This window comes from Spirosoma aerolatum (genome assembly GCF_002056795.1).
GTDB lineage: Bacteria > Bacteroidota > Bacteroidia > Cytophagales > Spirosomataceae > Spirosoma > Spirosoma aerolatum.
Genome location: NZ_CP020104.1, coordinates 1,348,111 through 1,370,848, shown reverse-complemented (window position 1 = coordinate 1,370,848; position 22,738 = coordinate 1,348,111). Strand labels below are relative to the sequence as shown.

The window sequence follows — 22,738 nt, the reverse complement described above, 5'->3', positions numbered from 1 at the left end:
TCTATACGTCTTCTGGTTCAGCGGGGTACTGTTTGCTTATGCGGCTCCACAAAACAAATCACTTTACAAATGGGACCTATGTAACCCTGATGAATCCACATAATGTAGGTGTGTATGCGCCCTGCCGATACCGATAGGTGGTGAAGAGTGAGACAAACGAAATCGAAGGGAGTATTACAGCAATCAGCTCTTTAACCCCACCACACCAACACCCGACTGGGCGAAATAACAGAGCTTATGCGGTATCACTGCACCCGAAGCAATCCAACGGCTGTAACGGGTCGGCCAGTAGCTGTTACACCCTGTATGGTTATACGAAGGGTTTGAACCACATCCGATAGCGGAAATATAACCTGGGCATGTCCTTGGCTATCGGTTTGCATCATTGGTTTCCAGTAGAGTACATCCCGACGATCGACCTTACCGGAAGGCGCTTCGGTTGCCTCATAACGGGGCACATAAAACTCACGCTGAACAGTTGGATAGCCAATGATTTGGAGCGGTTTCATGCCTTTTTTATCAGCATTATTCTGCTGACCGGGCCGAAATCGTTTCGTATAAAACGCAATGACCCCATTCCCTCCACGAACGCCATAGATACCAGCCGTGCCTGCATTTTTCAGCACTTCAATTCGCTCTATATCGCCTGGATTGAATGGCAACAGACCCGTTCCGTCCATATCCTGAACATTCATACCATCGATAAGGTACAACGGAGTGGTTCCACTCACAAAACTGCCCGTTCCCCGAATGCTCACCTTATAACTGCCATTGATTGGGTTTTGCGTAACCGTAACCCCAGCAACACGGCCGCGCATCATCTCGTACAGGTTGGCAAACGGGGGCGATTTTTCGTCAAACACAAGCGTAGCATCGGCACTGTTGTGCAAACTCCGACGTTGAACATCATCAGGCCGCTCGTCGAACCGACGGGCTTTCACCGTAACCGCTTTTAACAACTTAGCCGCTTTGTCGCGATACAGATCGTTATCGGATTCCTGCCGGATACGGGCAGCCTCCAACTGCCCCCGCAAAGCAGTCCAGTTGGGCAATACCCTGTTCGTATCAGCATCCCACGACACATCGGGCCCTTCCAGTACAAAATGGGCTTCTTTTTCGGGTAAATCTTTCAGTTGATGGTCGGTAAGCTGGGCCATAAGCTGAACGGTGTCTGCAATCGCTAAACCACCCAGCCGAAACCGTCCTTTTTCATCTGTTCCGGCCGATTTCACAAACGATTGCCCCGGTACGGTTGATGCCAAAAAGATTTGTGCCCCGGCAATTGGCTGATTCTTCGGGTTAAGTATGCGGCCCATTACCGACACCCCACCGAGCAGTTCGGTCGATGGTGTTCCACTCACCCGTCGCCAGCCCTGGGTTAGCAGTAAATCGTCCAGTGCCCGTCGGGTTTCGGGGGTGTTATCCTTGAGGTAACTATTTGGCTGCTCTACGCGCCCCCGCAACTCGCCCGTCAGCAACATATGGGTTTGGATCGACGCTTCAGCGGTATCGTCAGGTACCTGGCTGGCATCCGTCACAGAGGCCGACAGGAAAGCCAGCGACGGCAATCCATCTTCACTCAGATTCAGGTTCAGAATAGCCCGTTCACGCGGTTGGTATCGCGACTTATTCAGACCAATAAGGGTTCGGATAGGCGGTAGTCGGTCGGGAATAAATACCAGCCGTTCGGCCTGTGGGCGAGCGGTCGCATCATACAGGGTAATCTGATGCAGGCCCGCTGGGAGGGCTTCGGTAGGTAAGCTCACACGGGCTAGCCCATTTTGCAACAGAATTTTTCGCTGATCGACCAGATACCCCTGTCGCTGAATCAGAATATATACCGAATCCAGCGGAGCCTTAGTTGTCGACGTAATGGTCAAGGCTAGCTGGGTGGTATCGGTGGTGGCATCAGCAGCAAGAAGCAGCCCGCCCAATTCGACCGGCGGCAACAGCACCATCTGATGCTGATTGTTATAAAGCACATCGGCATAGTATTTCTTATCGGCTTCGGGAGTCATCATGAAACTACCCATGCCGAGTGCATTGACCGTAAGCCGGGCGACTTCGGTGCCTTCGCCTGTGACGATCCGGCCTGTTGCCAATACCCCTTTTCCATTGGTATCGACGATTTTGATGCCTAACCGGGCCGGAAAGCCGATTGCCCAGCGCCCTCCTTCGGGCAGGATTTGTACGTCCAACGGTTTGGCGACATTCGTTTCGGCCTTCGATAAGGTATTCTGAAAAAGGTTATTAACGGCTATCATACGCTCAAAAGCGGGCCGATGCTGGCCATTGTCTTCGTCGGTATAAGCCCGAAGTCGGTAGGCACCGGATGTCAGCGTATCGGAGAGCCTGAAATCTCCAGTGGCCCGGCCGTCAGTAACTTTTAGCCATTGGTGATGAATCGGCCTGCCATCCGATGTGAGCAGGTCGACGTGCATAGCCGTTTCTCCCAGCGGGCGCAGATTCGTAGCCGGATCGAGCAGATAAGCACTCAACCAGACCCGGTCGCCGGTGGCATAGAATGGCTTATCAGTATGCAGATACAGAATGGGAGCCAGATTCTGAAACTTATCGGTAAAGGCTTTGGCAATACGGCCTAACCGGGCATCGGGAGGCATCAATCGACCTTGTGCCACTACCGGAGCTACAGTCGGATCGGCATCGGTTTTGGCAGGTTGCCAGTCGCCAGGCAACAACCGCGACAAACGATCTTCCGAAAGCGACCCATACTCTTCCATACCATTGGGCGATGTAATGGTTCCATCGACCGTCATCAGCAACTCCCCCGCTGGCAGCTTAATCTCCGAGTAGGCATAGCGAGCATCCAGATAAGGCGAGTAGTTGGAAGTAGCGTAGGTATAAAAGACGATCAACGGCGAAGCAGAGACCAGCCGACGTTCAAACGGCAATTTCCCCGGCTGAATCAATTTTTTAATGGTTATCGGCTGAAGATGGCCTTTGGTTGTACCCGCTGAAATAGACCCCGCCAGCATGGCCCGATTGTTTATGGAGCGGGCTAACGGAACGCCGATATTCTCCTGATACACCAGAAACCCTTCGCGCTCATACGTGCTATCGACCAGGCTGGCCATCAGGTGGCGGGTAGAACCTTTATAGGCAATCATGCGGTTGCGCCGATACCGTCGTGCCTGACGGTCGTCGGCGGGTTTCAATTCTTCGAACCGGGCCGTTCCGGCAAAATAGACTTTCTGGCTGGTCGCATCGAAATACATCAGGTCGTAATAGATCTTGTAGCCCAACGCCTGATTTTCGATCTGGATCGGTTCGGACGCCGTTGCTTTAAGATGGCCACCGGCTTCTTCCTTAAAACTAAGCGCGTCGCTATTGATAATCAGGCACTGCCCTGCGAAAGGTTCGCCCAGCAACTGACGCTTGAACTGTTTGAGGTGCCGCTCCCATTTTTTCTGATTGCCCCGAACCGTAACGGCCAGTAACGTCTGATCACTGGACTTTAGTCGAAAGTGCGCCTTGTTTTCCTGCCCTTCTTCCAGCCGTAGCATTTTTCGCAACGGCTGATATCCGACAAATGAGGCCACAATTTCGACTGTACCGAGCGGAACCCCGGTGAGTGTATAAGCGCCCTGCTCGTTAGTGACTGTGCCGCGTGTGCTGCCATTGACATACACATTGGCGAAGGGCATTGGCTTACCCGTCGAGGCATCGACAACAAAGCCGGTCAGGGTCGTGGTGGTTGTTTGTGCATGTATTCCTACTGTCGGCCCAAACAGCAGACAGATCATCAACCAAACGGTAGCAAGTTGACGAAGCATAGGCAATCAAGGCGATGAATCAAGTAGGCATAGAAGACACAAGCTAATGAGTTTTACTCACGTTGTCAATGGGTTACCATTTCCAGTTGCTCACCCGAAAACGCAATCGCCCGCTCGGCAAACAAGGCTTTGGTTGCGGCCCAGGTGGTTCGAAAAAGTTCGCTCTGCCGATAGGCATCGAGCGCATCGGCCGACTCCCAAAGGCTATAGGTCATCCGCACCGCCGGATGGTTGGGATCACGCAGCAGTTCCAGGTGTGTATTCCCCGGAAAGGCCCTGATCTGATGTTTCGACGCATCGAAAATAGCGTGAAACGCGGGAAGTTTATCTTCCTGAAACGTCATCCGAACAATTCGTACAAGCATATTTTTTTGGGTTTAAACACGGAGATGCAGAAATCACAGCGTTTTTATTTTCATTCAAAAGCGATGCTTTTAGGGTCTACACTTCGTCTTACGCCCCCCTTAATTATGAATGAACTCACTTATAATCGACTTACCAACAAAATTATAAAGCCTGTATTGACATTCATCGTGAACTTTGCCCTGGGCTTTTAGAGAGTACTTAATCTCAATGATAGCTAAGTTTTTTCAGTAAGCGAGTTAACAATTAATCTTATATACCCGGCGGCTATTGCCGATCATAAAAACTCTGTGTTCTCCGCGTCTCCGTGTTTAATTAAAACTTTTATGCAATACCGAACATTTGGCCGAACAGGCTGGCAGATATCCGAAATTGGCTATGGCATGTGGGGGCTGGCAGGATGGACCGGCTCCGATAAGCAGCAAGTACTGCAGGCGCTGGAACGTTCTGTCGAATTGGGCTGTAATTTTTTCGACACAGCCTGGGCCTACGGCGATGGTGTCAGCGAAGAAATTCTGGGGCAGCTTTTGAAGGCTCATCCTGATCAGAAACTGTATGCCGCTACCAAAATTCCGCCTAAAAACCGGAAATGGCCCTCAAAGCCCAATTTTAACCTGAACGATGTTTTTCCGGCTGATTACATTGTTGAATACACGGAAAAAAGTCTGAAGAATCTTGGCGTTGAAACCATTGACCTGCAGCAATTTCACGTTTGGGAGGATAGCTGGGCCGAACAGGACGAATGGCAGGAAGCCATCACCAAACTTACACAGCAGGGGAAAGTACAGGCCTGGGGTGTTTCGGTCAATCGCTGGGAACCCGACAACTGCCTCAATACCCTCCGTACCGGGATGATTGATGCCGTTCAGGTGATTTACAACATTTTTGATCAGAACCCCGAAGACAACTTATTTCCTCTTTGCCACGAACTGAACATTGGTGTTATTGCCCGTGTACCGTTTGACGAAGGTACGCTAACCGGCACATTTACGAAAGAAACAACGTTTCCAGCTAACGATTGGCGTTCCACCTATTTCGTCCCCGAAAACCTCAACAGCAGTGTCGATCATGCCGATGCCCTCAAGCCGCTCGTTCCATCCGGGATGACCATGCCCGAAATGGCTTTACGGTTTATCCTGAGCAATCCCGACGTGCATACCACCATTCCCGGCATGCGGCAGATTCGGAATGTAGAAGCCAATAGTGCAGCCAGCGATGGAGCTGGCCTATTACCCGAGCTTCTGCACGAACTGAAAGCCCATCGCTGGGACCGCACCCCTACCGAATGGAGCCAATAGGCTAAGAGATGTAGGAGGTATGATGTAGGATATAGGATGCAGGCTTCCCGGCAATCTGCCTTATACATCCTATATCATACATCATACCTCCATACTACCTCTCTTTCGCGCTTACATTTGTTCATGAAAATCCTACTGGTTGAAGACGAACCGGCGTTGCTGCGATCGGTACAACATTACCTCGAATCGGAAGGCTATACCGTTACAACAGCCTTAACCTACCGGCAGGCAGCCACCAAAGCGAATGATTATGACTACGATTGCGTACTGATCGACCTGATGCTACCCGATGGCAATGGGCTTGATCTGGTACGTGAACTCAAACAGCACCAATCGGCAGCGGGTATCATTGTGCTAACCGCTAAGGATGCGCTGGCCGACAAGCTGACCGGCCTCGATGCCGGAGCTGACGATTATATCACCAAGCCGTTTCACCTACCTGAACTCAATGCCCGGTTACGGTCGGTACTCCGCCGACGATTGTTTGGTGGACAGGCGTGCATAAGGGCAGGAGACCTTACCCTTTGGCCCGAACAACAACGGGTGAGCATTCAGAACGTCGATGTTAAACTTACCAGCAAAGAATACGAACTACTTCTTTTCTTTGTCACCAATACCGACCGTATTCTCTCGAAATCAGCGATTGCCGAACATATCTGGGGCGATGCCATGGATGCTGCTGACTCGCATGAGTTTCTGTACACGCACGTTAAAAATCTACGCCGGAAACTAATAGCCGCCGGTTGCCCCGACTATGTTCAGACGCGCTACGGGGCAGGTTATGTTTTCTCGATACGTCTACTATGAGCCTGCTTGGTCAAACCGCCCGCTACCTCTTACTTTCCGCCTTTGTCGTTGCCCTGATCGGCTCAGTTGGCTTTTACATCCTGATTCACCGAACCATTCAGCGGGAGGTCGACGAAATCCTGATGAATCAGGTAGAGCAGGTAAAGCAACAACTCCGGGAGCTGACACCTGATGCCCTTTTACGGGCCGATTGGGACGACAATCCCCATGTCGAACGCATTTCTCCGACACAGCTTTCCGGCCCGATCTTTTCGGATCTCATGCTTCCAAACCCGCTGGACTCTACTGGGCTATCGCCAGTCCGGCAGGTAAAAACGATTGTTACGGAGCGTGGGAAAACCTATCAGATAAGAGTTCGCCAGGCGTATTACGAATTCAACGAATTGGCCCGAATCATATCAGTAGGAGTGATCTGGAGCTTTTTACTGCTTATGGGGTTGTCAGTACTGATTGGCCTGGGGTTGTCGCGTCGGTTATGGCGTCCTTTTTACACCACCATCCATCAGCTTGGGCAGTTTCAACTGGAGCAGGCCACCAATCCCTTGTTTCCAGACAGCCGGATTCGGGAATTTGATCTACTGAGCCAATCCCTACAGACGCTAACACAGAACGTACGGAAGCAATTTTTTCTACAGAAGCAGTTCACCGAAAACGCATCGCACGAGTTACAAACCCCTTTGGCCATTGCCCTGACCGAGCTGGACACACTGATGCAATCCGATAATCTGCGTGAGGCCGAGCATGTTCATTTACAACGGGCTACCGATGCCCTGAGCCGATTGAGTCAGCTAAATCGGTCGCTACTGCTACTTACTCAAGTCGAAAATGACCAGTTTGCAACCAGACAACCACTGAATATTAGCGAGTTAATAGCTCAATACACCGATGAGTACATGCCTTTTTTTGAGCATAAGGGTATGACTGTCGAGCGAGCCATACGCCCCAATGTTGAACTAGCCATGAACCCGCAATTAGCTGGTGTTTTACTGAATAATCTCTTTAAAAATATCGTTCGGCATGGCGCTCCCAATGGCCTGGTTCGTATTGAACTGAGCGATCATGTAATACGCATTCGGAACACAGGCGAACCACTTCCTTTTGCAGACAGTCAGCTTTTCAATCGATTCGTCAAAAACCCAGCCCGTCCCGACTCGACCGGTTTAGGCCTTGCGCTTATCAAACAAATCTGTGATCGTTACAAGTTGGCAATTCAGTATACATATGATTCGTCGAAGGCTTTTCACTGTTTTCAAATCGATTGGAAATAGCGTTAACGCCCTACTAATCAGCCTTTTTAATATACCTTTAAGCTACTGCAGTATAAATTATCATACATTTATTGGTATTTACTAGCCAGATTGTCCGATTTTTGCTCACAATGCAGCGTTAACGCCTTAAATAGCATACTAGTTGATATAATTCTTATATACGAAGTCTATCGAAAAGCTGTTTGGTTACACTGTACTACCGTTACCTATTCTTCTATATGCAGACCAATCAATACTGTATTTCTCCTGCCATTGTCAGTGAACATTTTGATGATGAAGTAATTATCGTCAATATGAGTCGGGGTAATTATTACAGCCTTCGGGGATCGGCTGCCCTTGTGTGGCAGGGGCTTGAAGCAGGGGCATCTCAGGATATCCTTCTTAGCTATCTGGCAAACGCCTATTCGACTGATGAAGCGGTTATTAGCGAACCAATCAACACCTTTCTCGAACAACTCGTAAATGAAGCACTTCTAACGAAAGGCCCACAGTCGCAAACGTCGCCCCTTCCAACCTGTACTATACCCAAACCATTTACGCCCCCAGTGCTGGAGATATATACCGATATGGCGGACCTCCTGACGCTTGACCCAATACACGACGTTAGCCCAGTTGAAGGATGGCCTATCAAAAAATAGATGATAACCAGCCCGCTACTTTATCCTCTGGTGAAGCGTATTTTACTCAGTTAGTCGCCGATCGTTGCCGATCGGTTCAACCACAAGTATCGGCTCGTTCATTCGGCTTTGGCGATCTGACCTTACAGGTCATTTTCATTGGCGAAAGCAATCAGGATTTTTTCACAAAAGCGATTAGCCATCGGAAAAGCCCCGCTCAACCAAATAGCTTAACCGTGTACGTTGTCAATCATAAAACCTCCGGCATCATGCTTCCTCAGCCATGCTGGAATTGGCAACAAACCGATGGGCATGGTGTAATTCATGGGCTGGCAGCGGGTTATAGTGGCACCTTTCAGCAGGATACAGGGGTCTTTACCTGGATTGCCCATACCGAGCGACTAGCCCTTGTGTGGGGCACTGATTTTGCCTCATTACCGGAATGGGAACGTAGCTTTCCGTTTCGCTATGTACTGCATAAATGGTTTGAAGATCAGGAACGGTACGTACTGGTACACGCCGGAGCAGTGGGTACACCAAGCGGTGGGGTACTGCTGACGGGTCGTGGTGGCTCAGGCAAGTCGACCAGCACACTGGCCTGTCTGCAAAGCAGACTGCACTATGCTGGTGATGATTTTGTGATGATTGACCTGGATGACCCGTTTGTTCACAGTCTGTATAATGTTGCTAAACTAGAACCTGAAAACCTTGGCCGGTTCCCTGTGCTTCAGTCATTAGCTGATGACCAGCCCATAGTGCCCGGTCAGAAACTGCAATTCTATCTGCATCAGCATTACCCCAATATCGTAACGAAGGGATTTCCATTGAAAGCCATTATGCTGCCTCAGTTTACGGGCAGCCAACAGACGACCGTTCGACCCGCAACACCTGCCGAAGCGCTGAAAGCACTGGCTCCCTCTACGCTGGCCCTTCTCCGGGCCGATCAGCGCACTTTCCAGAAAATGACTCGTTTAGTGCATCAGCTACCTCTTTTCTGGCTGGAAACAGGCACCGACTTAGCGCAGATACCCGACGCTATTTATTCTACCTTACAATCGCTACCTACCTATGCAGAAGCCCCTTGTTAGCGTGATCATGCCAGTATATAATGCTGAACGTTTTGTGGCCGAAGCCATTGAGAGTGTATTGAAACAGGCCCTTGATGCCGTTGAGGTAGTTTGCGTCGACGATGGCTCTACTGACCGGTCGGCCGAGATTATCCAGTCCTTCGACTCGAGAATACGCTACGTCCGACAGGAGAACCAAGGGCCTGCGGCTGCCCGCAATAAAGCGTTCTCGTTTGTAAGCGGGCAGTTCGTTACCTTCCTCGACAACGACGATCTGTACCCGGACTATAAACTAAAACGTCAGTTGGCCCTATTTGAGGAAGACCCATCGCTGGATGTCGTTTTTGGAAAAACCCAGTACGTTTTTCTGGATGGATCGAATCCCGAACGCTTCCACTTCCCCGACCAGACCCAGACCGTCTGGAATATACTGCTCGGAGCCGGTTTGTTTCGAACGGACGTATTCCGGCGCATTGGCCTGTTCAATGAGGAGTTGAAAATTGGGGAAGATCTGGACTGGTATAACCGGGCCAAAGAGCAGGGGGTCCATATGCGCACTACCGACGATATCATGCTGTATTATCGCCATCACAGTGCCAACTACACCCGCGACCAGGATCTGGTTAAACGTACGCTGCTCAAGGCGATCAAATACTCGCTCGACCGACGCCGAAGCGAAACGGGCGTTCAGACCCTACCGCAGTTTTCTGATTTCCGGCAACCTATGAACCCTAACGAGCTATGAGCCTGTCTGTCAGTGTGGTGATTCCTGTGTATAATGCGGAACCCTACATCACGGAATGTATCGAATCGGTTTTGGCGCAGACGTATCAGCCACAACAGATCATTGTGATCAACGACGGCTCTACGGATCAATCGCTGGATAAGCTGATGCCGTATGCCCAGCATAGATTGATTCAATTGCAAACGCGCGAAAACCGGGGGGTAGCCGCCACCCTGAATGAAGCCATCGACCTGGCTGAAGGTGATCTGATTGCGTTTCTGGATGCCGATGATGTCTGGCTACCCTATAAATTACAACAGCAGGTTACCTGCCTGCAAACGAACCCGTCAGTAGATGCCTGCTTTGGCTATGTTCGGCAGTTTATTAGCCCCGATCTTCCTTTAGCGGTTCAGGCAGGTATTCACTGTCCGTCGGAGCCACAACCGGGCTGGCTGAAACAAACAATGCTGATTCGCCGGAACGCTTTTCAGAAAACGGGTCTTTTTAGTACCGTATACCATACTGGCGATTTCATCGACTGGTTTATGCGTGCCAAAGAAGCCGGTTTGCCATACATCATGCTCCCCGATACAGTAACATTCCGCCGATTACACCGGAGTGGGCTAGCCTCACAGCAGCAGTACCAGAAAGAATTTGTTCACATCCTGAAAGCCGCCCTTGATCGACGTGCAAGCCATTCGTCCACTCCCTATGGCAGTCAACAGCCCTAAATTTGCTATTCAGCCTGAACAGATTCTTTTGCTGAAAGCTGCCCTTTTTCCAGCCCAAGAAGCGCTTTCCTTTTGGCAACAATGGAAAAAAGAACGCGGGCTGGATCAGTTTATTCCTACTAATATCAATTTGTTGCCCAGCCTGTTCGATCCGCTCGATGGCGACTCACAACGACTGATGCCCCTCGTTTATCGTAACCTTGAAAAGTCTGGCGATCCACTTGTAGCACACCTGCGGGGTATTTACCGATACACTTGGATGAGCAATCAACGGTTTTTGCTCAAAATGAGCCAGGTGATCGACGTTCTGCATCAGAATAGTATTGACACCATTGCTCTCAAAGGCATTCCGCTTTCACTGCTCTATTACGAAGACATGGGCGTTCGGCTGATGTACGACCTGGATGTGCTGGTCCCTACTGCAAAAACCGATCAGGCGTTGCAAGCTCTTCAAGCCCCTCCCCTCTCACTGAAATCAAGTCTATTTGAGGCCAAGCATCGGCATGTCCTTCATGCCATGCACCTGTGGGATGCCAACAATGTGGATGTCGATCTGCACTGGAATCTGCTGTATCAGCATGCATACGCTAACGCCGATATTCCTTTCTGGCAAGCTCGTCAGCCACTCAAACTGATCAATAATCAGTTTACCCATGCTCTATCGCCAACTCACCAACTCTTTCATAATCTGGTGCATGGCTACGATTGGAGTGAAAAACCTGCCATTCGCTGGATTGCTGATAGTTATGTAATCTATACCAAGCCAAACCTCTCCATCGACTGGCACGCCTTACTCGACCTGGCTGAGCAATACAATGTTAAGTACCCTATTCAGCAGGCGTTGAGCTTACTCGAGAGTGAATTCCGTCTAACCCTGCCCTCAGATGTCGGGGTACGGTTAAAAAAAATGCCACCGAGTATTGCCGAGAAGACTTATTTTTCTTTGGTAAGAAAACGCACATCGAACAACATTGTTAAAACGATTTGGTATTTTCGAAAAAACTGGCTGGCCTATCGTCTGTTTCGCCAAGGCAAGTCAGACCTTTCAATGAGCCGCTGGATATATCGGCAGGTGCGGTTCCGACTCGACTGGGCCAAACGAGACCTGTCTTCTAATCCATGAGTTCCCAAATTTTACTAGTTGCCTTATTCACGTTCGTGATTCATCTGGTCGCTACTCTGTCGTTAAGCGTTCGGGTGGTAGGGCTTCAAACGTTGCGTTGGGCGGTATCCTTCTCCCTATTCAATATCATGGCCCTCTTTTCCCGGTTGGCCAATACATTACAGGCTCCACTGCTGGCTAAAACAGTTGAGTTAAACATTCAGTCGGGCCGCTTCGACCAGATTGCGGATTTTCGGTGGATACTTGCCTTTACCACACTGGCAACGGCAACGGGTGCCCTAATATTTCCATCGTTTCAGAGACTGATGACGCGACTGGTCGAGACCTACTACCACCATCGTTCATTCAGCAAACTAATCGTTCGTAGTCTATCCCTATCAACGGTTCGAACACTTCCTCAACATCTGAAATGGCCCGACTCTGCCAACTGGCAGGCCATTCGGCAAAAACCCAATGTTCCGATACGCATACTTGTGCTGAATGCGTTGGCCAACGCCATTATCACCGTAGGTGTTCTGGCGACACTATATGCGGGTTATATCAATCCCGACCTACGGGCAACGGCGGCTTCTATGTCGGGCCTCATCAATGGAATTGCCACCATTATTATGGTACTTTTTGTCGACCCAGACATTGCGCTCCTGGCCGATGAAGTAACGGCTGGACAACACAGCACTGGCTATTTCCGCCGGTATATTATTCAGGTTTTACTGGCCCGTTTAGTCGGAACCATATTAGCCCAGTTTCTGCTGGTTCCCTTTGCCCATATGGTCATCTGGCTGGCACAGCATCTATACGCCTAGTCTGTTCCTCAGTTTCTTCAAATTCTCTTCATAATTGCTTCCGAAACTTGCCGGAAATACAGCCAATCATGAAGAAACTCATCCTGTTTTTAGTTGGGCTACTAGCTATACTGCCCGCTTTCAGTCAGCGAATTATCCGGGTCGAAGATAGCCTGACTCACGAACCCGTTATTGCGGCTACCATTCGAACCCCAACGGCCATCAAACCTGTGGTAGGTACCGTTACCGATGCACATGGCTTTGCCGCTATGCCCACACTCCCGACCAGTGCTACCGCCCTTACGGTCAGTGCCGTTGGCTATGCAACCAAAACCTTTCCCATCTCAATGGGGGGCGATACGTTGGTTTTTCAATTGCACAGCGAAGAAGAATCCCTTGATGAAGTAACCGTTACCTCAACCCGCACCAACTCACGCATTGAAGATTTACCCATTAAGGTAGAAGTGCTGGGGCAGGAAGATATGGACGAAGAGAGTGCCGTTGTACCGGGAAACGTCAGTAGCATTCTAGGCGACATTTCGATCATTCACGTTCAGCGAACTTCAGCCGTAAACGGCAACCAGGCCATTCGGATGCAGGGTCTTGACCCGAAGTACACCCAGATTCTGCGTGATGGACTCCCGCTTTACGAAGGCTTTTCGGGTAATCTGGGGGTATTGCAGATCCCCCCCTCGACCTCAAACAGATTGAAGTAGTGAAAGGCTCTGTGTCAACGCTGTACGGTGGCGGGGCTATTGGCGGCATGATCAATATCGTGTCGAAATCACCAACATCCGAAACACCCGAATTTACGGCCCTGCTTAACCGATCAAATCTGAAAGAAACGAACCTGAATGCGTACTATTCGCAACGGTACGGCAAAACTGGCCTCACTCTTTTTACGGGTTACACCAACCAACAGGCTGTCGACGTAACCGGCGATGGCTACACCGATAGTCCCCAGATCAAACAATTCAACTTTCACCCCAAATTCTTCTGGAACCCGTCTGATCATACCCGGCTGAATGTTGGCTATACGTTCACCACCGAACACCGCGAAGGTGGGTACCTGCCTGCACTGGAAGGAGCTCAGCCCAATGCGTATAAGAACCTTACCGACCTGCAACGCCATACCGTTGATTTTGATGCCAGCCACAATACATCCGAAACTAATTCACTGACGGTCAAGGGCGCGTTGAGCACCTTCCATCGGCAAAATACCGACTACCAAAAGCTGTCGGATGGGAAGCAATCGTCGGTTTACCTGGAAGCGAATGATCTGGTCCATTTTGGCAAGAATCAGTTGATTATGGGGGCTAACCTCACAGTCGAAGCTTTCCGAAAGAACCCAGACAGCACCCGACTGGTCGATTACACCTACAATACCGTTGGCGCCTTTGTTCAGGACGATTATCAGGTATCGGACAAGGTAGCGTTACAGGCAGGTTTGCGTTTCGACCATCACAACACGTTTGGCAATTTCGTGCTTCCCCGGTTATCGGTAAAAATCAAACCATCTGATCCGTGGACTGTGCGGCTAAGTGTTGGAACAGGCTATAAAACACCGAATCTGTTTGTCAATCAAACACCGGGTCAGTTGGGCGTCAGTTTGATTTTCCCGCGACTGCTGCCCATTGATATAAACGCTGTAAAAGCGGAGAAATCCGTTGGAACGAACATCGATATTGCATACTCAAAAACCTTCGAAAGTGGCTTTTCAATACAGGTCGATCAGGCATTCTATTACACTTACGTCAACTCGCCGGTGGTATCGGCCTTTGCCAGCGTATCCAGTAACCTGGGAGCCTATACGCAATTGATCAATGCCCCGTACAACCTGTTCAGCCTGGGCACCGACACCTATGTCCGGCTCGAATACAAGGCTTATGAACTCTATTTTGGCTATAATCACACCCTCGCCCGGCGCGACGGGGCCACTGACAACACATATCTGCCGCTGGCTCCTCAGGATAAATTTTCGACCACCGTTGCCTGGGAGAATGAACACTTCCGATTCGGCATTGAGAGCAGCTACGTCGGTACGCAATACCTCTACAACAACGAGAAGGTACGAAATTACTGGTTCTTCGCCGGTGCTGCCGAATACCACTACAACGACCATTGGCGGCTAGTGCTGAACGCCGAAAACCTGTTCAACATCAAACAGGCTAATTATGAAACCGTCGTGACCGGTCCCGTCAATCAACCAAGTTTCCGGCCCATCTGGGCACCCCTCGAAGGGCGGATTGTAAATTTGGCTTTGAAGTATACATTATAGAGGACGAAAAGGAGTATAAATTGGCAGTGGTTAGGACTACAGCCAATTTATACTCTTCTCGCCTTTTTTAATACTCCTGCGACAACGGGTGAATCATGAATTCATCCACAACCACATGCGCTGGGCGGCTGACGATGAACAGCATCGACTCGGCCATATCTTCGTTTTTGAGCCAGGTCTGAGAGGTTTCGTGACCGTGCCCTTTGGCGTGAAAATGCGAATCGACCAGCCCCGAATATACACCCGTTACTTTAATACCAAACGACCGGACTTCTTTCCGCAACGCGCCTGTAAATGCTTCCTGTGCGTACTTACTAGCGGTGTAGAGCGATCCACCGGCAAACGTCCGCTTGGCTACGTCGGAGGCTACTACTACGATATGGCCAGAGCCTTGCGCCTTCAGATACGGCAGAGCAGCTTTAGTGAGCAGAAAGGTTCCTTTTACGTTGGTCGCCATCAGGTCGTCCCATTCAGTGGCGGTGAGTTCATCAACATTTTTGAAAACGCCATAGCCTGCATTGTTAATCACCACGTCGATGTGCTGAAACTGGTCGATGGCCGTTTTTACGACAGCCGCCATGTCCGCTTCGTTCGACACATCGCCGGGAACGGCTACGATACGGCCCCGAACATGACCCTCGGTAGCCTGTTTTTCCAATTCGGCCAGTTCGTCGGCGTTTCGGGCCGTTACAACCACGTTGGCACCGTGTTGAGCCAGTAATAGAGCCGTGGCCCGGCCAATGCCCCGCGACGCTCCGGAAATAATGATGGTTTTGTTTTCTACGTTCATAGTGGTTTACCAAACGCAACGTGCGTAAAGGCGAACGCAAAGTTCGCAAAGAAGTGATTGCTTACGACCTTTACAGCCAATTCATCAACCGACGCTTATGACCGAATCGCTCAGCCATCAACTCGCCCAGCTCGAACAGAAGTTTGCGGCTATGGGGCAGGATATGACCTCCTACCTCGAAGGGTTACTACAAGCCGACTACCTGACCTACTGGGATTATATTCATCTCGAAACCCTGCTGTCGTTACAGAATCCTAAAACGGCTTATCCCGACGAGTTGATTTTTGTTACCTATCATCAAATTACGGAATTATACTTCAAGCTAGTCCGGCACGAAATCGCCCAGATTGCCCATGCCGAGCCCTTAACGACTAGCTTCTTCACTGCCCGCATGCAGCGCGTCAATCGGTATTTCAAGTTGCTTGAAGAGTCATTTGAGGTGATGATTATGGGCATGGAGCGCGAACAGTTTCTGAAATTTCGGATGGCACTGCTTCCGTCCAGCGGATTCCAGTCGGTGCAGTTTCGCGAAATTGAAATCGTTTCAACTGACTTTCGGAATTTATTGATATCGGCTCCCGAATATCCGGCTTACGTGAGCGACCTGTATGAGTATTTATATTGGAAACTCGGTGCCACCGAACTGGCTACGCAGCAAAAAACGCTGACACTCCGGCAGTTTGACCAGCACTACAAAGCCAGCCTGATCCGACTAGCCGAAGATTACGAAGCCAAAAACCTGAATCATCGATTTCTTCACCTGGTGTCATCCGGTCAGGCTTCGACCGAATTGGTCAATGTTCTTCGGGAGTACGACTGGCGGGTAAATATTCGCTGGAAGCTGGCCCACCTTCGGTCAGCGGTGCAGTATCTGCATAAAGAGCCGGAAGATATCAAAGCAACGGGTGGCACCAACTGGCAAACCTACCTGCCCCCTGTTCAACAGAAACGCACATTCTTCCCATCACTATGGTCGGCAGATGAGTTACAACACTGGGGACGCTCAGCAGAGTTACCTGTCTAAATTCGCCGGAAGTAGTAATTTTCAAGGTTTAAATTCAATTTAATCAACATAAACCAGTTTTTTTAGGCGAGTCTAAACCTTATTGACAAAGCGCTTGTATATTTGTTCTGGACACACTGATTACCAGTAGTTAATGCTCAATCGGCTCCATACGCATCGGTTGCACATCGCCCGTATACTGCTTGGCCTGTTTCTGGCCATGTGGCTCAACGGCGTTGTGTTTCGCCACGCGCACCGACTGAACGATGGTCGGCTGATTGTTCACGCTCACCCTTACTGGCCATTTGGCAAAGGCCCGATACTGCCCAACACGCATACGGCTCAGGAGATTTTACTGCTCGATCTGGCGGCCAATCTGCCTATAGTCATCAGCAGTTTCTTTGTCTTTCTGTTTCTTCTGCGAACGCATCTGTACTCGACTTTTCTGCTTACGAGCCGACCGTTCCATGCGTATTCGCTTTTCTATTGTTTCTCGCATCGAGGCCCTCCCGTCGTTCGGTAATTTCCTGATTCATAGCCGCTATTGATCTATACATCAGTGCGTTGCTGTGTGTTTTACTGGCCTATTCGCTCCCTGCTACCACTAAGGAACGCTAGACGTTGACAGACGGTATCGATTCGATACGTTCGTTTTGCCGTTTACGCTATGGTTGGTCAGGAGTAAGGCTGAATTACTCAACCAAACGATCCTATCCTGAATGAAAGCATGTTTCCTATTATTACTCCTCGGGCTAACCCAGGGACTACTTTACGCGCAACCCACGCCCACTCGCCTGATTCGTGGCTCCGTTACCGATGCCGATAACCATAAACCAATTCCGTTCGGCAACATAACGCTGGTTGGACAAAGCAAAGGGGCCATTACGGATGCTCGTGGTCAGTTTTCGCTGTCTATTAAGGCCGATACGCTGGTGCACAAACTTATCATTTCGTGCGTAGGCTTCAAGTCAGACACCATTTCGGTTACGCCTGGAACCGACATGTATACCTCCACACTAGTATCCGTTGTCAATGCGTTGAACGAAGTGGTGGTAACGGGCGTAACGCGTGGTACGCTGCTTCGACAAAACCCAGTGGCCATTCTGGCTATTTCCCACCGGGCTATCGAAGGCACGGCCAGTAGCAATATCATCGATGTACTGGTCAAAAATGCACCTGGTCTGAATGCCGTCAAAACGGGGCCTAATATCTCCAAGCCATTCATCAGGGGGCTAGGCTACAACCGGGTGCTCACGCTCTACGATGGCGTTCGACAGGAAGGCCAGCAATGGGGTGATGAACACGGTATTGAAGTCGATAACTACAACATCGAACGGGCGGAAGTGATCAAAGGCCCAGCCAGCCTCATGTACGGTTCCGATGCGCTGGCCGGAGTAGTGAGTATGATGCCGGTGTATCCCAAAGATACGGAGGGCAAGCTCAAGGTCGGCTTTGTAACCGAATACCAATCCAATAATCGGCTCCTCGGCGAATCGATCAGTCTGGCGTCGGGTGGTTCACGCTGGGCCTGGAATTTCCGGGGATCTATCCGGGCGGCTACCAATTATCAGAATAAAATCGACGGACGAGTGTACAATACGGGCTTTTCAGAACGCACGCTGACAACCATGGTAGGCTATTCAGGGCATCAGGGCTACTCACGCTTTGGAGCCTCGCTATACGACAATCTACAGGGCATACCCGATGGTAGCCGCGATTCGCTGACACGTCAGTTTACCAAACAGGTTTTTGAATCCGACCAGGACGACATTCAGCACCGCCCGATTGTTCCGGCCAGCGAGTTAACCTCGTATCACCTCAGCCCGTTGCATCAGCACATTCAGCATTATCGGCTGCATACCAACAACCACTACCAGATTGGCAATGGTGAGATTGATGCTTTACTGGCTTTCCAGCAGAACGTTCGCCGGGAATACAGCCACCCCACTCAGGTCGATCAGCCCAGTTTATACGTGCGATTAAATACACTGAACTATGGCTTGCGCTATAATCTGCCGAACGTTGGGCACCTGGCCACTACGCTTGGTGTAAACGGCATGTATCAGGCCAACAAAAACAAGAACGGAACCGCCTTTCCCATTCCCGACTATCACCTGTTCGATGTCGGAACCTTCGTTTTTCTGAAATGGCAGGCTGATAAATTAACCCTAAGTGGGGGACTTCGCTACGATAACCGACGTTTGAGGGGTGATGATTTTTATGTTCGTACCAATCCGAAAACGGGGTTCGATGAGCGTGTGTCTCTTCCCGATACAGCGGGGGCAACCTTGCAATATCCTCAATTGAAACAGTCGTTTACCGGAATTTCGGCCAGCCTGGGCCTGACCTATGAGTTTTCGGACAACCTATCGCTGAAAGCCAATATTGCTCGAGGGTATCGTGCTCCCAGCATTACCGAGATTGCCTCGAACGGCCTGGACCCCGGTGCGCACATCGTGTACATTGGCAACCGGAACTTCCAGCCGGAGTTTAGTATTCAGGAAGACATTGGCCTGACCGCTACGTACCCGGATGTCAACTTCGGCGTCAGCGTCTTTAACAATTTCATTCTGAACTACATCTCGCTGGCCCAACTGGTGGATGATAAAGGCGAACCCGTTGTGATTGTACCAGGCAACAAAACATTTCAATACCAGCAGTCGTCGGCTCAGCTTTTCGGCTTCGAAACCCAGTTTAGCCTCCACCCCACTACCTGGAAGGGCTTTACGTTCGACAATACCATTGCTGTCGTTTACGGCTATAACCGGGGGGCACGTTATACGGATGCGGGTGTGCAGGGCGAGTACCTGCCGTTTATTCCCCCCCTGCGCATTTCGACAGGTGTCAGTCAGCAATTGCCTATCAAACGAGGGTGGTTATCTGATGTTACGGTTAAAGCGGATGTTGATCACAATGCCCGCCAGGATCGATACCTGGGCCTGAACGACACTGAAACGCCAACAGACGGCTACACGCTGGTAAACCTCGGCCTGGATAGCCAGATTCACATTGGGCGCGACCGACCGGCTTTGCGCTTTCTATTTCAGATCAACAACCTGTTCGATACAGCCTACCAGTCGAACCTGAGCCGATTGAAGTATTTCGAGTATTTCACCCAATCGCCTAACGGCCATCTGGGCATGTACGGCATGGGCCGAAATATCTGCCTAAAACTGACGATTCCGTTTAACTAGTTTGACCGGACCGCCGGCGCGGCCGGGATTACGCTGATTCATGGAAACAGGTTTTAAACCTATTTAAACTATGCTGCAATAGCGTTTTTGTCATCCCGAGGAACGAGGGATCTTCGCGAACTGGCTATTCAATGCGCTCACCCGAAGATCCCTCGTTCCTCGGGATGACAAAAACACACCTATTGGGAAGCAATTTTACAAAATCTGTTTAAATCTATAAATCAGCGTAATCCCGGTTTAAAATACCGGATCATTTCACCGAAATTCAGTTTCATGGCGAGTCCGGTGATAGCCTGGGTGAGTCGTTTGGTTCGGGTTTCGATGGTTTTAGCATCGTCAATCCAGTTTGAGAAATAGGTCTGATGGCTCCGGCTGAGTGTTTGAAAATGCGCTTTCGCGACGGGATCATCTTCCAGGCAGTCGAGTAAGTCAGCGGAGATCGGTATGGGGTCGGTGTCCACTTCGAGGGTTACGCGTATGGATTGCCCTTCGTCTTCTTTCCCCATCCCCCGGCGCATGGATGCATTGATGGGCATCATAAAACCACCCTCCAGCCCATCCAGACGTGCAGCACTTTTCCCCATGGGTAACAACGCAATTTGTTTGATCGGGTAGCTGTCCAGCGTTCCTTTCACCCGAAAGCTGGTTTTCTGGCCGGGCTTCAGTTCATCAGAAACGGCGATGGGTATTTCGATATACGTCCAGCGGGTCTTATCGCCTTTCTCGCCGAATTTTTGCAGGATAGTAGTAAAGGTGGGCATAGGCAACCTAGATCAGTTCAATTTCACTTCATATTACATAATTTGCATTTTTCAACCCTCTTGCATTTTTGCTAGCTACAACGGCAACGGTTTCAATCGATTTTCGTCTACGGCAACAATATCGAAAAACAGAGCCATAACTTCTATTTATCTACCCTATATATAGTTCACTATTCATCAGCTATTTCTTCACTAACTGATTGAGTAATTGCTCTAGTTTTGCCTGTTTCTGCCGAATAGTCTCCAAAGTCTGTGAATCTTGCTGTTGCTTCTGTTGTAGACGTTGATTAGCTTTCTCCAACTCAATACTATACAAGGTTAGTTCTTCAATCTTCTCTAATAGTATTGCTGTTAACTTCGTTAAATCAACCCCCTCTTTAGCTACTTGCTCGGCGGACACGACTCTGGGCAAATGTCCCCACTGCCGAACATAACTAAACACTTCCGAAAGAGGCATTAGTTTATAATCAGCTCTAAACACCCGATCTGCCCATTCGTTAGGGTGATCAATCCGTAAACGATAGTGAACCAACACGACCTCTCCTCGCTCATTAACACTCAGAAACTTGTCGGTTCTTGCCTGAACCGGACTTTCACTGGTCAATTGTTCCAGACGTATCCCTGATTCGTGCTCATGAGGGCTACGGATATGTAGCCGGGCGGTAGGCGAACTGGTACCAATGCCCACATTCGCTTCATTCCCCAGCACTACTGCATTACTCACCCGTACAGTGGCTCCCGCCCCAACAGCAGTGGCATGGTGCAAGGCTACCGATTCGGCACGGGTCTGATGCCCAATCAGGGTATTACTCACTCCTGCCCACTGTCCAGCCCCGGCTTCTCCACCGATAATGACGTGATGCCCGCCGGTCCCATCACCCGCTTGGACGTTATAACCCATAAGTACATTATCATCACTGGTTGTAATAGCCGTGCCTGATTGAGGGCCAATAATAATGTTATTGCTACCTGTAGAATTGTTCTGACCAGCCCGGTAACCGAAAAACGAATTATTACTACCCGTTGTGTTGGAATTGCCAGCATAGGCTCCTAAAAACGAATTATTATCACCTGTTGTGTTGGAATAACCTGCCCGATAACCTGCAAAGGAATTCGAATCGCCTATTGTATTATAATTACCTGCATGAGATCCCAAAAATGAATTCTGATAACCTGTTGTATTGGCATTGCCTGCGGAGAAGCCGAAAAATGAATTAAAATAGCCACTTGTATTGTAAAACCCAGCAGAGGAGCCTATGAAGGAATTATAAGCCCCCCCGGTATTAGAAGCGCCTGCATAAGACCCGATAAAGGAATTTTGATAGCCTGTTGTATTGGCATAGCCTGCATTATAGCCTACAAATGAGTTATTATATCCTGTAGTATTGGCATAACCAGTAGAAACACCTAAAAAGGAATTAGCATACCCTGTCGTGTTAGTGTACCCAGCAGTGTATCCGACAAAAGAATTTCCAGTGCCTACGGTATTGTTATTACCCGACCAAGCCCCTAAAAAGGAATTATTATCGCCTGTCGTATTAAAAAAACCTGCCTGAAAACCTGCAAAAAAATTATTACTACCCGTTGTATTGTTAACGCCCGAATGGTATCCTAAAAACGAATTACGGTTACCTGACGTGTTATTCAAACCCGCCCAAGCTCCTACAAACGAATTATAACTACCCGTTGTGTTGTTCTTACCCGTAGAAGTTCCTATAAAAGAATTCGAAGTTCCTGTCATGGTTAGATTCCCTGCATCAGGTCCGACCAACGTGTTGTTAGTAGTGGGCGATGCCGAATTAGCCGTTCTTACCACATAGTTATCTTGAGCTTGGGCACACGTTGCAATGAGACATAGCCAGCTTAAAGTCCATGTCAAAACTCTTCTCTTAATCGCGAATGTAAGGAGACACATAGTTAGTTTAGCGTAATGAGTTGGTAGCAATTAAGTGTTTTATTTTAAACAGTGTAAAAGTTCAAGCAAATGGATATATACACCTAATAAATGCAAAAGTACATTTATATATATAAATATAAAACCATATAATTTCTTAAAACTGAACAAATACAGCACATTTATATATGTTTTTTTTAATAAAGCCAAAGAGCAAAGCAAGTCATCAACTTTTCAGATGACT

At 49.4% G+C, this 22,738-nt stretch carries 17 protein-coding genes and 1 pseudogene; 13 read left to right on the top strand and 5 right to left on the bottom strand.

Annotated features, from left to right (window positions below):
* Positions 1 to 245: 245 nt before the first annotated feature.
* Entirely contained in the window at positions 246 to 3,794 is a 3,549-nt protein-coding gene (locus B5M13_RS05530; RefSeq protein ID WP_080054733.1) for a carboxypeptidase regulatory-like domain-containing protein, read from the bottom strand.
* Positions 3,795 to 3,859: 65 nt separating this feature from the next.
* Entirely contained in the window at positions 3,860 to 4,159 is a 300-nt protein-coding gene (locus B5M13_RS05525; protein WP_080054732.1) for a putative quinol monooxygenase, read from the bottom strand.
* A gap of 324 nt (positions 4,160 to 4,483) precedes the next feature.
* Here B5M13_RS05525 and B5M13_RS05520 point away from each other — a divergent pair, with 324 nt between their 5' ends.
* The 10 genes and pseudogenes from B5M13_RS05520 to B5M13_RS05475 all read left to right on the top strand — a co-directional run bounded on the left by B5M13_RS05520 (position 4,484) and on the right by B5M13_RS05475 (position 14,852).
* On the top strand, positions 4,484 to 5,455 hold the full coding sequence (locus B5M13_RS05520) for an aldo/keto reductase (protein ID WP_080054731.1): 972 nt from the start codon (positions 4,484 to 4,486) through the stop codon (positions 5,453 to 5,455).
* A 123-nt stretch (positions 5,456 to 5,578) separates the two neighbouring features.
* Entirely contained in the window at positions 5,579 to 6,262 is a 684-nt protein-coding gene (locus tag B5M13_RS05515) for a response regulator transcription factor (RefSeq protein WP_080054730.1), read from the top strand.
* Positions 6,259 to 7,530, top strand: a complete 1,272-nt coding sequence (locus tag B5M13_RS05510; protein WP_080054729.1) for a sensor histidine kinase — start codon at positions 6,259 to 6,261, stop codon at positions 7,528 to 7,530. The genes B5M13_RS05515 and B5M13_RS05510 overlap by 4 nt, the downstream gene beginning before the upstream one ends.
* Positions 7,531 to 7,748: 218 nt before the next feature.
* On the top strand, positions 7,749 to 8,168 hold the full coding sequence (locus tag B5M13_RS05505; RefSeq protein ID WP_080054728.1) for a PqqD family protein: 420 nt from the start codon (positions 7,749 to 7,751) through the stop codon (positions 8,166 to 8,168).
* A complete protein-coding gene (locus B5M13_RS05500; protein WP_080054727.1) occupies positions 8,150 to 9,235 on the top strand; it encodes a phosphoenolpyruvate carboxykinase (ATP) in 1,086 nt (361 codons plus the stop codon). Before B5M13_RS05505 ends, B5M13_RS05500 begins: the two co-directional genes overlap by 19 nt.
* Positions 9,216 to 9,959, top strand: a complete 744-nt coding sequence (locus B5M13_RS05495) for a glycosyltransferase family 2 protein (RefSeq protein WP_080054726.1) — start codon at positions 9,216 to 9,218, stop codon at positions 9,957 to 9,959. Before B5M13_RS05500 ends, B5M13_RS05495 begins: the two co-directional genes overlap by 20 nt.
* Complete coding sequence (locus B5M13_RS05490) at positions 9,956 to 10,669, top strand: glycosyltransferase family 2 protein (RefSeq protein ID WP_080054725.1); 714 nt, start codon at positions 9,956 to 9,958, stop codon at positions 10,667 to 10,669. Before B5M13_RS05495 ends, B5M13_RS05490 begins: the two co-directional genes overlap by 4 nt.
* Entirely contained in the window at positions 10,650 to 11,792 is a 1,143-nt protein-coding gene (locus B5M13_RS05485) for a nucleotidyltransferase domain-containing protein (RefSeq protein WP_080054724.1), read from the top strand. Before B5M13_RS05490 ends, B5M13_RS05485 begins: the two co-directional genes overlap by 20 nt.
* Entirely contained in the window at positions 11,789 to 12,595 is an 807-nt protein-coding gene (locus B5M13_RS05480) for a lipid II flippase family protein (RefSeq protein ID WP_080054723.1), read from the top strand. Before B5M13_RS05485 ends, B5M13_RS05480 begins: the two co-directional genes overlap by 4 nt.
* A gap of 68 nt (positions 12,596 to 12,663) precedes the next feature.
* Positions 12,664 to 14,852: pseudogene (locus tag B5M13_RS05475) on the top strand (TonB-dependent receptor).
* A gap of 67 nt (positions 14,853 to 14,919) precedes the next feature.
* Here B5M13_RS05475 and B5M13_RS05470 read toward each other — a convergent pair.
* Positions 14,920 to 15,642 (bottom strand): SDR family oxidoreductase, encoded by a 723-nt coding sequence (locus tag B5M13_RS05470; protein ID WP_080054722.1) that lies wholly within the window; start codon positions 15,640 to 15,642, stop codon positions 14,920 to 14,922.
* A 97-nt stretch (positions 15,643 to 15,739) separates the two neighbouring features.
* On the opposite strand from B5M13_RS05470, the gene B5M13_RS05465 reads away from it, so the two are divergent.
* From B5M13_RS05465 to B5M13_RS05455, 3 genes are all read left to right on the top strand, one after another.
* A complete protein-coding gene (locus B5M13_RS05465; RefSeq protein WP_080054721.1) occupies positions 15,740 to 16,666 on the top strand; it encodes a tryptophan 2,3-dioxygenase family protein in 927 nt (308 codons plus the stop codon).
* 133 nt (positions 16,667 to 16,799) lie between these two features.
* On the top strand, positions 16,800 to 17,168 hold the full coding sequence (locus B5M13_RS05460) for a hypothetical protein (protein ID WP_080054720.1): 369 nt from the start codon (positions 16,800 to 16,802) through the stop codon (positions 17,166 to 17,168).
* A 196-nt stretch (positions 17,169 to 17,364) separates the two neighbouring features.
* Positions 17,365 to 19,839 carry a TonB-dependent receptor gene (locus tag B5M13_RS05455; RefSeq protein WP_080054719.1) on the top strand — a complete coding sequence of 825 codons (2,475 nt, stop codon included), beginning with the start codon at positions 17,365 to 17,367 and terminating at the stop codon, positions 19,837 to 19,839.
* Between the two features lie 221 nt (positions 19,840 to 20,060).
* Here the strand turns inward: B5M13_RS05455 and B5M13_RS05450 are convergent, their stop codons facing one another.
* Both B5M13_RS05450 and B5M13_RS05445 read right to left on the bottom strand, forming a co-directional pair.
* Positions 20,061 to 20,600: a YdeI/OmpD-associated family protein gene (locus tag B5M13_RS05450; RefSeq protein ID WP_080054718.1), complete on the bottom strand. Its 540-nt coding sequence runs from the start codon at positions 20,598 to 20,600 to the stop codon at positions 20,061 to 20,063.
* Between the two features lie 181 nt (positions 20,601 to 20,781).
* Complete coding sequence (locus tag B5M13_RS05445) at positions 20,782 to 22,341, bottom strand: serine-rich family protein (RefSeq protein WP_245859792.1); 1,560 nt, start codon at positions 22,339 to 22,341, stop codon at positions 20,782 to 20,784.
* Between the last annotated feature and the right edge of the window lie 397 nt (positions 22,342 to 22,738).